This window comes from Ruegeria sp. CDSC021, assembly GCF_059610845.1.
In genome coordinates, this window is the sequence record NZ_JBXWOK010000010.1 from 72,843 (window position 1) to 86,901 (window position 14,059).

The 14,059-nt window shown below is 58.2% G+C and carries 14 protein-coding genes; 6 read left to right on the forward strand and 8 right to left on the reverse strand.

The genetic code is table 11. The features are described from left to right. Window positions 1-25: 25 nt before the first annotated feature. The 3 genes from hrpB to AC2FGB_RS15370 all read left to right on the forward strand — a co-directional run bounded on the left by hrpB (window position 26) and on the right by AC2FGB_RS15370 (window position 4,628). Window positions 26-2,458, forward strand: coding sequence for an ATP-dependent helicase HrpB (gene hrpB, locus AC2FGB_RS15360; RefSeq protein ID WP_496694236.1), 2,433 nt, complete (start codon window positions 26-28; stop codon window positions 2,456-2,458). A gap of 139 nt (window positions 2,459-2,597) precedes the next feature. After that, entirely contained in the window at window positions 2,598-3,056 is a 459-nt protein-coding gene (locus AC2FGB_RS15365; RefSeq protein ID WP_142638080.1) for an NUDIX hydrolase, read from the forward strand. A gap of 93 nt (window positions 3,057-3,149) precedes the next feature. Next, entirely contained in the window at window positions 3,150-4,628 is a 1,479-nt protein-coding gene (locus tag AC2FGB_RS15370) for an inorganic phosphate transporter (protein ID WP_496694237.1), read from the forward strand. Between the two features lie 4 nt (window positions 4,629-4,632). On the opposite strand, the gene AC2FGB_RS15375 is transcribed toward AC2FGB_RS15370, so the two are convergent. From AC2FGB_RS15375 to AC2FGB_RS15400, 6 genes are all read right to left on the reverse strand, one after another. Then, window positions 4,633-5,598, reverse strand: coding sequence for a 2-dehydropantoate 2-reductase (locus AC2FGB_RS15375; protein WP_496694238.1), 966 nt, complete (start codon window positions 5,596-5,598; stop codon window positions 4,633-4,635). A gap of 67 nt (window positions 5,599-5,665) precedes the next feature. Next, on the reverse strand, window positions 5,666-6,628 hold the full coding sequence (locus AC2FGB_RS15380; protein WP_496692860.1) for a pirin family protein: 963 nt from the start codon (window positions 6,626-6,628) through the stop codon (window positions 5,666-5,668). Window positions 6,629-6,937: 309 nt separating this feature from the next. Continuing rightward, window positions 6,938-7,279 (reverse strand): 5-carboxymethyl-2-hydroxymuconate Delta-isomerase, encoded by a 342-nt coding sequence (locus AC2FGB_RS15385; protein ID WP_496692861.1) that lies wholly within the window; start codon window positions 7,277-7,279, stop codon window positions 6,938-6,940. A gap of 57 nt (window positions 7,280-7,336) precedes the next feature. Continuing rightward, window positions 7,337-8,263, reverse strand: coding sequence for an ornithine carbamoyltransferase (gene argF / locus AC2FGB_RS15390; protein WP_271950442.1), 927 nt, complete (start codon window positions 8,261-8,263; stop codon window positions 7,337-7,339). Between the two features lie 28 nt (window positions 8,264-8,291). Continuing rightward, entirely contained in the window at window positions 8,292-9,479 is a 1,188-nt protein-coding gene (locus tag AC2FGB_RS15395) for an aspartate aminotransferase family protein (protein WP_496694249.1), read from the reverse strand. A 117-nt stretch (window positions 9,480-9,596) separates the two neighbouring features. Continuing rightward, window positions 9,597-9,980, reverse strand: coding sequence for a zinc ribbon domain-containing protein (locus AC2FGB_RS15400; RefSeq protein ID WP_496694250.1), 384 nt, complete (start codon window positions 9,978-9,980; stop codon window positions 9,597-9,599). A 58-nt stretch (window positions 9,981-10,038) separates the two neighbouring features. On the opposite strand from AC2FGB_RS15400, the gene AC2FGB_RS15405 reads away from it, so the two are divergent. Together AC2FGB_RS15405 and AC2FGB_RS15410 are read left to right on the forward strand one after the other, a co-directional pair. After that, entirely contained in the window at window positions 10,039-10,416 is a 378-nt protein-coding gene (locus tag AC2FGB_RS15405; RefSeq protein WP_246097248.1) for a MerR family transcriptional regulator, read from the forward strand. A 47-nt stretch (window positions 10,417-10,463) separates the two neighbouring features. Continuing rightward, entirely contained in the window at window positions 10,464-11,357 is an 894-nt protein-coding gene (locus AC2FGB_RS15410; protein WP_496694251.1) for a DMT family transporter, read from the forward strand. Here the strand turns inward: AC2FGB_RS15410 and AC2FGB_RS15415 are convergent. After that, entirely contained in the window at window positions 11,339-12,142 is an 804-nt protein-coding gene (locus tag AC2FGB_RS15415; protein ID WP_142638062.1) for an ABC transporter permease, read from the reverse strand. The two genes, AC2FGB_RS15410 and AC2FGB_RS15415, sit on opposite strands and share 19 nt — an antisense overlap. 126 nt (window positions 12,143-12,268) lie before the next feature. Here AC2FGB_RS15415 and AC2FGB_RS15420 point away from each other — a divergent pair, with 126 nt between their 5' ends. Next, on the forward strand, window positions 12,269-12,844 hold the full coding sequence (locus AC2FGB_RS15420) for a GcrA family cell cycle regulator (RefSeq protein WP_142638060.1): 576 nt from the start codon (window positions 12,269-12,271) through the stop codon (window positions 12,842-12,844). Window positions 12,845-12,945: 101 nt separating this feature from the next. Here the strand turns inward: AC2FGB_RS15420 and AC2FGB_RS15425 are convergent, their stop codons facing one another. After that, entirely contained in the window at window positions 12,946-14,034 is a 1,089-nt protein-coding gene (locus AC2FGB_RS15425; protein WP_496694252.1) for a Hint domain-containing protein, read from the reverse strand. Window positions 14,035-14,059: the final 25 nt, after the last annotated feature.

A 14,059-nucleotide genomic window follows, 5' to 3' on the forward strand; every position in this document is an offset into this window, starting at 1 on the left:
CGTACCGTTGGCGGATAAAGCCCGCATGATACGCCTGCCCATCGACGACGCCATTCCTGACCTTCTTGCCGCCCTAAAGGCTTCGGGCCGCGCAGTGCTGCAGGCGCCTCCGGGCGCGGGGAAAACAACACGAGTGCCGCTGGCGATACTCGAGGCGGGGCTATGCGATGGCAAGATCGTGATGCTGGAACCCCGCCGCTTGGCGGCCCGGGCTGCTGCTGAGCGCATGGCCGATACGCTGGGACAGCGCGTGGGCGACACAGTTGGTTATCGCGTGCGAGGCGAGGCGAAGGTATCGAAATCGACCCGGATCGAGGTCGTCACCGAAGGTATCCTGACCCGGATGCTGCAAGTCAAACCCGATCTGCCCGGCATTAGTGCGGTGATTTTCGATGAATTCCATGAACGTTCCCTGAACGCGGATCTCGGCCTGGCCTTGTGCCTTGAGGTCGCCGGGGCATTGCGGGACGATCTGATCCTGCTGGCAATGTCGGCAACGCTAGACGCTGAGCCTGTGGGACGGTTGATGGAGGCCCCCGTTGTTACGTCCCAAGGGCGCAGCTACCCGGTCGAAACACGTTGGCTGGACCGACCGCTAGGACATCAGGCGCGAAAGCTGGACGCATTGGTCGATCTTGTGGTTCAGGCCGAGCGCGAAACAGAAGGTGGGATGTTGGTGTTCCTGCCCGGAGAAGGCGAAATCCGCCGGGCAGAGGCCGCCTTGGCTGGCCGGTTATCCAGCAAAGCTACGGTGCGACCACTATTCGGCGCGATGCCTTTTGCTGCCCAGCGCCAAGCGATTGCACCGGTCGAAACCGGTCGCAAAGTGGTTTTGGCTACGTCCATTGCCGAAACCTCGTTGACCATTCCAGACATTCGCGTGGTCTTGGACATGGGACAGGCTCGGCGGGCGCGTTTCGATCCGGGTTCGGGTATGTCCAGACTAGTGACCGAGCGGGTGACGCGCGCCGAGGCAACGCAGCGCGCTGGCCGCGCTGGTCGTGTCGCCGAAGGCAAGTGCTATCGCTTATGGTCGAAGGGCGAAGAAGGCGCGCTGGCCGCCTATCCCCCGGCCGAGATCGAGGCAACCGACCTGACCGGCCTGGCGCTGGAACTGGCACTTTGGGGGGCGGACCCCGAAGAACTGTCTTTCCTGACCCCTCCACCCGAGGGCACGATGGCAGAGGCCCGCACGTTGCTGACAATGCTGGGCGCGCTGGATGGAAAGGGGCGGATCACCGACCACGGGCGGTCACTGGCTGCGTTACCTCTGCACCCGCGACTGGGGCATATGCTGGAACAGGCAGGCCCCGGCGCTGCGCCCTTGGCCGCCCTGATGGCCGAACGCGACCCTCTGCGCGGTGCGCCGGTGGATATGCTGCTCCGGCTCGAAGCCATACGGGATGTGCGCGCCTTTCAGTGTAACCGTGTCTGGCAGGTCAACATTGGTGCGTTGGAACGGATAAAGACCGAGGCCAAGCGACTGCGATCCAAAGGCACCCCATCCGACTTCAGCCCAGCGGCAACAGCCGCACTCGCCTATCCCGATCGCATTGGACAACGGCGCAAAGGGGATGAGCCGCGTTATGTGTTGTCAGGAGGGAAGGGTGTTGTGCTGGATGGCAGCGATACGCTGGCTGCCGCGCCTTACCTGGTTGTGACCGATACCGATGGCAACCCCCGCGAAGCAAAGGTGCGCATGGCCGCACAGATCTCGGAAAAGGAAATTCGTGACTTGTTCGAGGATCAGATCACCTGGATCGAGGTCTGCGACTGGTCAAAACGTGACCGCCGTGTCGTTGCGCGCAAACAAGAACGGCTCGGCGCAATCACGTTGAGTGATCGTGTTTGGAAAGAGGTTCCGGACGAAGCAGTTGCATTGGCGATGCTGGATGGCGTCCGTGATCTTGGCCTGCGATTGAACGGGGCCGCTGCGCGATTGGCGGCACGGGTGGAACTGGTCCGGACCGAAGGCGCAGAGCTGCCTGATTTCTCGATCGAGGGGTTGACCGACACGCTGCAAGACTGGCTGTTGCCGATGCTTTCCGGCGTCCGCAATGCTGAAGACTGGAAACGGTTCGACCTGTTGCCAGCGTTGCGCGCCCGACTGGACTGGGCCCAGACGCAGGAACTGGACCGGCGCGCTCCAGGGTCGTTTGAAACTCCTCTGGGGCGAAAGGTGCCGATAGATTATGGCGGTGCAGTACCGGAAATCTCGGTGCGGCTGCAGGAACTGTTTGGCGTCACGCGCCATCCGGTCATTGGCGGTGAGGCCCTCAAGATCACGCTTCTTTCACCGGCCCAACGACCCATCCAGATCACGCGCGACTTGCCCGGTTTCTGGGCTGGGTCATACGCGGATGTGCGCAAAGACATGCGCGCGCAATATCCCAGACACCCTTGGCCCGAAGATCCGACCAAGGCCGACCCCACCTTGCGCGCAAAACGTCGAAATTAGGCAGCCGTCGGGAATTTTCGTCGAAAATTCTTGGCATGAAGATGCGGAAAGCACGGAGATTCCGGGCGTTCATTGAAGATTATCTGTTTCATTGCTATGTGGGCTGCTCAGGTAAAACCCGGGTTCGCGAACGACAAACATGACAAAATGGCTGCGAAATATTTGGGAAGAGGTCGCCCGGCCTCTGTTCCTGCGCCCCCATCGGGTGCAGTTTGGCGCCTTGTGCACCCGCGAAACACAGGACGGGTTGCAGGTTCTTTTGATCACCAGCCGGGACACCGGACGCTGGATCATCCCCAAAGGTTGGCCGATTGATGGCCTGGATGGCGCCGAGGCTGCCCGGCAAGAGGCCTGGGAAGAAGCCGGCGTGCGCGCCCAATCCCTATCCAAAGACCCTGTTGGGCAATATACTTATGACAAGATCCTGAAAGACGGGGCCAGCCAGACTGTGGTGACCAATGTCTATCGGATCGAAGTGCAGGAACTGGCCGATATCTACCCCGAGGCCGAGGAAAGGACCCGCGAGTGGGTTTCGCCCGTGATAGCGGCCAAACGTGTTCAGGAACCCGAACTGCGCGCTTTGCTGCTGCAGCTGTGACACCTCCACAAAAAGTGATGACGCCACGGTTGCCCGTCTGAGCGAAACCGTATAGCCGCGGGTGTTCTTTTGGAAGCCGCCCGCAATAGCCTGATGTCGAACCCAAGCTCCAAACCCCGTTGGCAATCGCTGGACAGCGATCTGGCGCGCATCTCGCGCGTTGAGTATGCCAATGCCCATGTGGCACGCCCCATGCTGGCGCCGGGTATCGCCTTCGCCTTTATTGCGCTGGCCGGGCTGACGGCCGCAGTGGTTTTTGGGCGGGCTGATGGCGGGTTGATCGTTGTCGCGGCAGCGGGTTTTGGGGCCTATATGGCCATCAATATCGGCGCAAATGACGTTGCCAATAACATGGGCCCCGCTGTCGGGGCCAACGCGCTGACCATGACCGGCGCAATCGTCATCGCCGCCATCGCAGAAAGCGCGGGGGCCTTGCTGGCAGGTGGGGATGTCGTGTCGACGATTTCGAAAGGGATTATAGACCCGGCATCGGTTCACGATAGCACCGTCTTTATCTGGGCGATGATGGCGGCCCTGATTTCTTCGGCCATGTGGGTCAACTTGGCCACCTGGGTCGGCGCGCCGGTGTCGACCACACACTCTGTCGTGGGGGGCGTCATGGGTGCGGGCGTCGCAGCAGCTGGCCTAAGCGCGGTCAGTTGGACCACGATGAGCGCCATTGCCGCCAGTTGGATCATCTCTCCTGTGTTAGGTGGAACTATTGCCGCTGGCTTTCTGGCTTTGATCAATGCCAAAATTCAGTATCAGGAAGACAAGATCGCCGCTGCCCGCCGTTGGGTGCCGATACTCGTTGCTGTCATGGCTGGTGCCTTTACCACCTATTTGGCCGTCAAAGGCCTGAACAAGCTGGTCAAAGTTGAGCTTGAAGTCGCTTTGCTGTTCGGTCTGGCCACCGGATTTCTGACATGGCTGGTGACAGTCCCTTGGGTGCATCGCAGATCAGAACGACTAGAAAACAGAACGAAGTCTCTGAAAACGCTGTTTGGGCTACCACTTATTATTTCAGCAACATTTCTTAGCTTTGCCCACGGCGCCAATGACGTGGCAAATGCGGTTGGTCCGTTGGCGGCAATCGTGCATACGGCGCAGTTCGGGGATTTCGCTGCACAAGTCGCAATTCCAACCTGGGTGATGGTGATCGGAGCGCTGGGAATTTCCTTTGGGCTGTTCCTGTTTGGCCCAAAATTGATCAGGATGGTCGGCAGTCAGATCACCAAGCTCAACCCAATGCGCGCATTCTGTGTCGCCCTTTCTGCGGCGATCACTGTGATCCTGGCCAGTTGGCTGGGCCTGCCCGTCAGTTCCACCCATATCGCAGTGGGAGCGGTCTTCGGAGTGGGCTTCTATCGCGAATGGCATGCCGAGCGGCGCAGAAAGAACGCGAACCACCAACGCCTGCCCGAACGGCGCCAGGCACAGGAAGAGAAAAAACGCCGGAAACTCGTCCGTCGCTCGCATTTCATGACGATCGTGGCTGCCTGGATCATAACGGTCCCCGCTACCGCAGTGTTATCAGCCGCTATCTTCTGGACACTGACGGCTTTTCTCTAGCCCATCAGATTCGGATTTGCTCGGGAGTAAGCGGGGATTTTGGGTTCTGTGCAATCTTTTCGCGAACCTGCGCGCAGATTGGGGTCGCAATGCCGTGCCGCTCGCCCAAACGGATGATCTCGCCTTGCAGACTGTCGATTTCCGTTGGGCGCCCTGCCATCAAGTCATAGGCCATAGAGGTGCGCGCCGAGGAGTCAATGGTCAGCATCCGGGAGGCAACCCGCGAAAACAAGGGCGTCGGCAGGCGCAGGATATACGGTGTCATCCATGCGGGCAGCGGCGTCATTGACACAATCGGTTGGCCGGCGGAGTGCAGCACGGTCAGAGCCTCGGACATCTGATCTGCCATCAGTTGGCGCCAGTTGCGGTCCAGCAACTGCTGTTTCAACGTCAACCCGGACAGCGCATTCAGCGCGTTATTGAGATTGATCACCAGCTTGCCCCATTGGACGGCTTCGATCTGGTCACTCTCTGACACCGGTAGGTCGGGGCCAGTCAGCTTTGCGCCCAAATCGCCGAGGCCGGATTGGATAACGATTTCACCAGAAGTCGCGCGATGAAATCCGCCAGTATCTGTTGGTACGACGTTGAACGGCACCATACCGGCGCGGACATCGTGGTGCGGAAGCATCGTATGTAAGGTGCCTGCATTTTCCAACCCGTTCTGCCAGGAAAGGATCACAGCCTTTGGTGCATATTTTCCGATTTGCTTCGCCATCTCTTCCGTCGCGCCGGTCTTTACCGTGACAATGACTATTTCAGCATCACTCAGTTCCGCCGGATCTTCGGTCAGGGACAGGTTGGTCACATGACACCGCAGGCCTGAAAAATCTGTGACCATCAGCCCCTTATCCCGGATCGGGTCGAGAATTCGTGCCCGCCCCAACAGGGTGACATCGTGACCGGATCGGGCCAGCAAAGCCCCGCAGTAACATCCAATGCTGCCCGCCCCCGCGATTGCGATCCTCATGACGCCCCTCCCCTTCGGTCAAAGATTGCCGCGATCCGCCTGTCAGACAAGGCCAACTGACGCGAGGTCAGCGCGCGCGCCTCGGACGGGTGCGTTCAAGGTCTTCTGAAATCGGGATGAAGTCTTGATCGTCCCCCGGAGGCAGTTGAAAAGCCCCTTTGGCCCAGTCCGCCGTTTTCCATTCGCGGGTGGCTGCTTCTATCTTTTCCTTTGAGGACGACACGAAGTTCCACCAGATATAACGATCCTCATTCAACGTCGCACCTCCAAGCAACATTAGCCGCGCACCCTGCGGCCCTGCCTGAACGGAAAGGCGATCCCTTGGCCGAAACACCATCATACGACCTTGGGTGAACTGATCGCCGGCGATCTCAACCGTTCCTTCCGTCACATAAACACCGCGGTCTTCTTGATCATCAGGCAAAGGAAAAGAGGCCCCGGGGGCAAGCTGCACGTCCAGATAGAAGGTTTCAGACAGTGTCGTGACCGGGCTGCTTTCACCATAAGCCGAGCCAAGGATGAGACGAGCGCTGACCCCAGCATCCTGAATATGGGGCAGCGCAGATTGTTTATGATGTTCGAAATCCGGTGCAATATCTTCCTGTTCCTCTGGCAGCGCGATCCAGGTCTGAATGCCAAAAAGACTGTGTCTTTTGCTGCGCGTTTCCTTGCTGGTGCGTTCAGAATGGGTTACGCCACGTCCTGCAATCATCCAGTTGACCTCACCGGGATAGATCATCTGATGGGTGCCCAAGCTATCACGATGCTCAAATTCCCCTTTATACAGGTAGGTGACCGTGCCCAACCCGATATGAGGGTGTGGCCGAACGTCTATACCGCCTTCTGTGATGAATTCTGCAGGGCCGACCTGGTCAAAGAAAATGAACGGGCCAACGAGCTGTCGTTTGACCGAGGGTAGCGCGCGGCGCACCTCGAACCCACCCAGATCACGTGCACGAGGAATGATCAGTGCCTCTAAAGACGGGTTCTCAGTCAAACGATCGGGGTTGTGAGACGGGTTCCAGCTCATTCCAGTTTCTCCCTTTTTCGGCAGGCAACGGTTCGCCCCTGCAAGATGCAGGCCGCTGCACCTGAAAGAAACCTCAATAATTGCACAACTCCGGTGGATTTTTGTCCGTTATGACATATTATTAATGTTATTACATAACAATTCTAACAGAAATTCCACCTGAGAAAAGAACCATCCAGACAGCTCGCTATCCGATCACCTGTTTGACGGGGAATGCAGGGCATTTTTGCTGCCCTGCAAAGGAATGTTGCTTGCGGCCAAAGAAGGTGTCAGTCGCCGTGCTTCAGATAGACAAATTGCCAAACACAATCACGCCAGGCGTTTGGCATAAGACGCACGGTTCAGTTCGACCTCTTGCACCGTGATGCTGCCAACCTCGGGCATGGCAACAGTCAGAACATCCAAAACGGTAGCGTTCAGTTCAGCTCGCGTGGCCTCATCCCGGCCCTGCATCAATAAAAGCGTCGCATGGACAAAGGTCTGCGGTTCGGTCCCGATCCGAAAATAGGTGACCGGATTGGCACGGATCTTAAGGGCCGGTGCATCAAACTCAGCATGTTCAGAAAGCACCGCAAACAACTTCTCGCAGACCGCATGGAAATCATGTTTCTCTTCAAGGCCCTGAGAGAATTCGAGGACTATATGGGGCATTGTGCACTCCGGAAATCATGAGAGAGCACGCGGCTCTCTCTTGCCATTTTCATGTGTTCAGACACCCAGACACCAACGCATAACGGCCTTCTGGGCGTGCAGTCGGTTTTCGGCCTCGTCAAAAATGACCGAGTTCGGACCATCCATGACATCGGATGTCGCTTCTTCTTCGCGGTGCGCAGGAAGGCAATGCATGAACAGCGCATCGGGTTTGGCATGGGCCATCAATTCAGCGTTTACCTGATAAGGACGCAGCAGGTTGTGGCGCCGTTCTTTCGCGGATTGAGAGTCGTGCATCGAAACCCAGGTATCGGCGACAACAAGATCGGCCCCATCTACAGCCTTGTAGGGGTCCCGTTCCACAACAATCTTGGACCCTTTTTGACGGGCAAAACCCATGAAATCCTCTTCGGGGTCGAATTGCGCCGGGCCCGTAAAAGTCAGATCAAACCCGAACTGGCCCGCCGCGTGAAGGAACGAGGCACACACATTGTTACCATCGCCAGTCCAAACGACTTTCTTCCCAGCGATCGGGCCACGGTGCTCTTCGAACGTCAGAACATCGGCCATGATTTGGCAAGGATGGGTGCGATCGGTCAGGCCGTTGATCACCGGCACGTCCGAGTATTCCGCCATTTCGGTTAGGATGGTTTCGTCAAATGTCCGGATCATGATCATATCGACATAGCGCGACAGCACGCGGGCGGTGTCAGCGATGGTTTCGCCGTGGCCCAACTGCATGTCCTTGCCCGAAAGGACCATCGTCTGACCTCCCATCTGGCGCACGCCCACATCAAAGGACACGCGCGTCCGGGTTGACGGTTTTTCAAAGATCAGGGCGACCATGCGGTCTTTGAGTGCCAATTCGTCATCCGGTGCCGCCTTTGGCTGCCCCAGACGCGCCTGCTTCATGGCAGCAGCCTGGTCGATCATGCCCCGCAAAGCGGCGGCATTGGTTTTGTGAATGTCGAGGAAGTGCTTCATGTCGTTTCGCTTTTCTAATCGGGTGGGCTCAGGCAGACGCCAGATTGCTTTCAACCTGCGCGGCCGTTTTCTCCAGACGAATAACCGCCTGTGCAATGTCGTCCTCTGTGAGGGTCAAAGGCGGCAATAGGCGGATCACATTGTCAGCGGCGGGAACGGTGATGAGGCCGTTATCATATCCCGCATTCACCACGTCCAGGTTGGTCGCCTTGCATTTCAGACCCAGCATGAGCCCTGCGCCGCGCACCTCTTCGAACACGTCCGGATGATTTGCAATCAATCCTTCGAGCTTCTGGCGCAACATGCCCGCCTTGCGATTGACCCCGTCCAGAAAGGCGGGGGTTGCAACCTGGTCGATCACCGCGCAGCCCACCGCGCAACCGAGAGGGTTTCCGCCATAGGTCGACCCGTGCGTACCTGCCGTCATGCCGCTGGCCGCGTCTTCGGTGGCCAGCACCGCACCCAGAGGGAACCCTCCACCGATGCCCTTGGCGACCATCATGATGTCAGGCGTGATGCCCGCCCATTCATGGGCAAAAAGTTTACCGGTACGCCCAACGCCGCATTGGACCTCGTCGAGGATCAGCAACAGGCCATTGTCGTTGCAGATCTGACGCAGCGCTTTGAGCTCGGCATCAGGGACGGGGCGAATACCGCCCTCGCCCTGAATGGGTTCGATCAAGATCGCCGCGGTCTTGTCCGAGATCGCATTGGTGACACCGTCAAGATCACCAAATGTCAGGTGTACAAAGCCGGGCAGCAGCGGGCCAAAGCCTTTGGTCATCTTCTCTGACCCCGCAGCGGCGATACCTGCCGAAGACCGACCGTGAAACGAACCGTCAAAGGTGATGATGTCGACCCGTTCGGGCTGATCTTTATCGTAGAAATATTTGCGTGCCATTTTCACAGCCAGCTCGCAGGCTTCCGTGCCTGAATTGGTAAAGAACACCGTGTCGGCAAAGGTATGTTCAACCAGCTTATCAGCCAGCGCCTGCTGCTGAGGGATGTTATAAAGGTTCGACACATGCCACAGCGCGTGGGCCTGTTCCGTCAGCGCGTTCACCAGCGCCGGATGCGCATGGCCCAGTGCATTCACAGCAATCCCCGCGCCCATATCCAGAAAACGTCGGCCATCCGCCTCGGTCAGCCAAGCGCCTTCGCCCTTCACAAAGGTCAGGGGCGCACGATTATAGGTCGGCAGAACGGACGGGATCATCGGATCATCCTTTTCGATATGTTGAGCCCCGTGAGTGATACACGAGGGCCATGTTCGTCAACTGATTTGGTGGGAGATGCGCCGATTTGGGCAGCGCAAAAGGATCAAACGGGCCGGTTACGCGGCAAAGCGTCGGCGTCGAAGTCGCAGGATATCAGCGTGTTTGATCATGGATGCCGTATAGCGCCGAAGATTTGCGATGAAAAGGGCTTTGTTGCTGCAACGCTGCAACCCCCGTATCAGCCTTCGCTCCAGCGGTTTAATCGACCCATACCGCGCGTAAAAGCCCAGGCCAGAATGCGGGGCATGCCCTTGTTCACCAGCGCATCCAGACAATGGGACTGAAATATCCTCGAACGAGGCATCGGGATGTCGAAACGCACCGTCAGCGTAACAGAGTGAACAATACCGTGTGCTGCGGGTTCCGTCCGCTTCGCTGCCTCCCCCTTCGGTATCCTTGCTAAGAGGCATGCCGCAGCTTTGACATTTGGATCCCATCATCTTTCCCCTTGCAGGCTTTGACCACGGGCCATAAGATCAAAACCATAGAGTATAGTCAATGGTTTTACAGATGCGTATCGGAGAACTGTCCCGCCGAAGCGGGCTGCCCCGCGACACATTGCGGTTTTACGAACGGCACGGATTGATTGCCTCGCGCCCCGGGCCAGAAGCGACAAACAGCTATCGCGACTACCCGGATGACACGCTGATCACGCTGGAACAGATCGGCGATGCACAGGCGGCGGGGATCAGTATCGCCCAACTTGCAACTCTGCTGGGGCAACTTGGTGCGGCTGATCCCGAAACCTTTGACGGCGTAGCATTTCTTCAGGAACGGATCGAAGAGGTTGAGGCGCGGATCGGGCGCGCAAATCGTTTTCTGGACAGCTTGCGACAGGCCAAACAGGCTCTTGCAACACCGTCGGGACAGCCCTGACCGTTTTACCCCTTGCCTTTCGTCCACCCGTACATCACCGCTTACGCATGTTCGTTCCCAAAGCGCATAACCCGCCCCTTGCGGCACTGTTGATTTTTGTCGCCAGTGCATTCCTTGCGGCAACCACCCTGCTGGCCAAAGCTTTGGGGACAGATACGCTAGGTGCTCCTTTGCACCCAATGCAGATCAGCCACGGGCGGTTTCTATTCGCCTTCCTGGTCATCGTTTCGGCAGTGGGCATCATGCGCCCTACCCTGCGGCGGCCCCATTGGGGGCTGCATATCGGTAGGACAAGCTTTGGCTGGCTGGGAATCACGCTGATGTTTGCATCGGTCGCGTTCATACCGATGGCGGATGCGACGGCGATTTCGTTCTTGAACCCGGTCTTTGCGATGGTTCTGGCCATTCCCTTGCTGAAAGAAGGCGTCGGCCCCTGGCGCTGGCTGGCGGCGGCGGTGGCCCTGATCGGGGCTATGGTTCTGCTGCGCCCGACACCTGCGACCTTCCAACCTGCGGCGTTACTGGCGCTGGCGGCGGCGGTCGTCATCGGGATGGAGCTGATCTTTATCAAAAAGCTGTCAGGGCGAGAGAGCCCGATCCAAATTCTATTGGTGAACAACGCTATGGGCCTGACTATCGCGTCGGTCGCGGTGAGTTTCGTGTTTCAGATGCCCAGCCCGGCGCAATGGGCGGCCCTTGCGGGGATCGGCGCATTGATGGCTTGCGCACAGGCCTGTTTCGTTAACGGCATGGCGCGGGCAGATGCGTCTTTCGTAGCGCCGATAAGCTATGCGACACTGCTGTTCGCTGCGCTATATGATTTTGCGATATTCGATGTGGTCCCCGACGCGGTCAGCCTGATTGGATCTGCCATCATCTTGGCCGGAGGGCTGATTCTTGTGTGGCGCGAGGCGCGGCACCGTCAGGCCTTGAGCCGATAGCCCGTTCGCAGCATCTGCCAGGTCAGTGCACCGACCACCAGTGTTGCAGCCGTGCAGATCAACATCCCAAGGTAGGGCGAGCTGTCCGAAACCCCAATCATACCGTAGCGCAGCCCGTCGATCAGATAGAAAACCGGGTTGGCGTGGCTTAGCCGGTACAAAACCGGCGGCAATGCCTCGACCGAGTAAAAGGTGCCAGAAAGAAACGCCAAAGGCGTGACGATGAAGTTGGTAATCGCAGCCATCTGGTCGAACTTATTGGCGAATATCCCGGCAAAAAGGCCCAGCGCGCCCATAAAGGCCCCTCCCAGCACTACAAAGATCATGGCGATCAGTGGGTTCTGCGGGACAATACCCAGCACCAGCGCCAGCGCGGTTGCAACGACAACAGCGATCAGAAAGCCACGGGCAATGCCGCCCGCAAGGTATCCCAGCAGAATCTCTAACGGCGAAAGCGGCGGCATAAGGGTATCGACGATGTTGCCCTGTACTTTCGAGATCACCATCGAGGACGAAGTATTGGCAAACGCATTCTGGATCACCGTCATCATCATGATGCCCGGCGCCAGAAAGGTCAAAAATGGCACGCCCATCACATCAGACCGGCTGGGCCCGATAGCGATGTTGAAGATCAGCAGAAACAGCCCCGCAGTCACCAGCGGTGCCAAAAGTGTCTGCGTCCACACCGCCATAAACCGCAAAGTTTCCCGCCGGGCCAGCGTATAGAGACCCATCCAGTTCACCGCACCAAAGCGGCGTGCCTCCTGATCCATGAGATTCTGCATGATCTGCCCTCTACCTGATTCGAAGACCGCTTGTAACTCGGACCGCAGTGTTTAAAATAGGGGGCTGAGACGAATTCCCAAGGCGGCCCGAATCCGGGGCCGCTTTCCGCTTTTGAAAGGCAAATGATGTCCTGGACTGACGAGCGTGTAGAGCTGCTTAAAAAGATGTGGGGCGAGGGCCAGTCGGCCAGCCAGATCGCCAAGGAACTGGGCGGTGTGACCCGCAATGCGGTTATCGGCAAAGTCCACCGGCTGGGCCTGTCGAATCGCGCAACCGGCGCGACCCCCGCCAAGGCTGAGCCAAAGGAAAAACCAGCACCCGCGCCCAAGGCCGAGGCCAAGCCCAAACCCACGCCCAAGACGGAACCGGCACGTCCAGCCGCAGCGCCGGCAGCCGAGGCCAAGCCCGCTGTTCCGGCCCGCCGTCAGATCATCCCGGCCGGTCAACCGCTGCCGCCGCAACCTTCAGCGAACGAGATCAGCCCCGAGGCGCTGGCCAAGGTCAACGAGGTTGAGAAGAAAGCCAAAAAGCTGACGCTGATGGAACTGACCGAGAAGACCTGCAAATGGCCCGTCGGCGACCCCGCGACCGAGGATTTCTGGTTTTGCGGTCTGCCCGTTGAGGCAGGCAAACCTTATTGCGAAGCGCATGTGGGTGTGGCGTTCCAGCCTATGAGCTCACGTCGCGACCGGCGGCGGTAAGGCTTTGACGACGGCAGGCACCTAGCAACAGAACGCGGTGCCCGCAGCAGGCCGGAATGTAGGCAATACACCTGTTTTGGCTCTGCGTCATCTAAGAGCGATCACACTGGAATCGAAGAAGAGTCGTAATCTGCCAAAAGCGGCCGCCGGTTCCGTGCATGCCGAGCGATCAATCGCTTTTGCCGCCCCCCCTCTGGGATTTTGTAGTTGGTCTTTTGCATCGGGGTTTCGACAAGATCGGGGAACAGCGTTACAAGCTCTTCCATGGCTGCTGCCGGTAGAGATTTCAGTGCTTCATCGCCAAGCAAAAGGCTCTCGGTCGGGGCGCCATCTGCATAAATTACCTCATGTTCAGAAAACACCAGGTGGAAATAAGTAACTTCTGTAATTCTGTCGTCGACGTATATCCCCGGAAGCTGGACCAACTTTATAGCTGAGACCAGAACCTCGGGGCACTCAAACATGCGCTTAACGATCGCCGAGGATATCAGCATCCGGTGCTGACGGGACACGAGCAGGTCGCGTCTGGGCAGGCCCTGCCCTAGCGCGCCAGCGCAAATGCGTACTGGGTAAAGCTTGGGATTGCGGCGCAAATCCCGCACACTGACATGTCGCCGAATGATTTGTGACAAAGGCTGCGTGCAACCATGATCCGTCAAGACACGATCACCTTGCTTCAAACTCTCGATCAGGACAGGGCCCTGATCGGTCGCAATCAACGTTCCTGCCGTAAGGCACGGTATGGTGCCCGGTGTCGGAGTGGTGTTCACCGTATAGGTTCCACCATCGTCGGTGGAAATAAGTGAATCTCCCGCCCCGGCCTCGCCGATAACCGTCGAGCTCATCCCATTGGCAGGGCCTGTTGTCGCCGTTACAGGACCGGGGCTGGGGGGATCGCTGAAAGAGCTGAACTGATAAACCGTTGCCCCGTCGGATAAAGAGATACCATTGGTTTTACCGAGCCCGGTAAAGGTGGCGGAACTGGCTGAATCAATTACATAGACGTCCCGGCCTGCGACGGTCGTCGGGGTGATCCCATCAAGCGTGTTAGTGCTGCGGATAGATCCGTCAGAGTTGTAGATCGTAACAACAAGCCCAGAAACATCCGCACCCGCGTCAACAGCGACCTCGATAAAGTCCTGTGGTGGGCCTCCTAGGTACTTGAGTTCGGAAAAATATGGGTCTGCCATATGTCAATTCGCCTTTGTGTTCGGC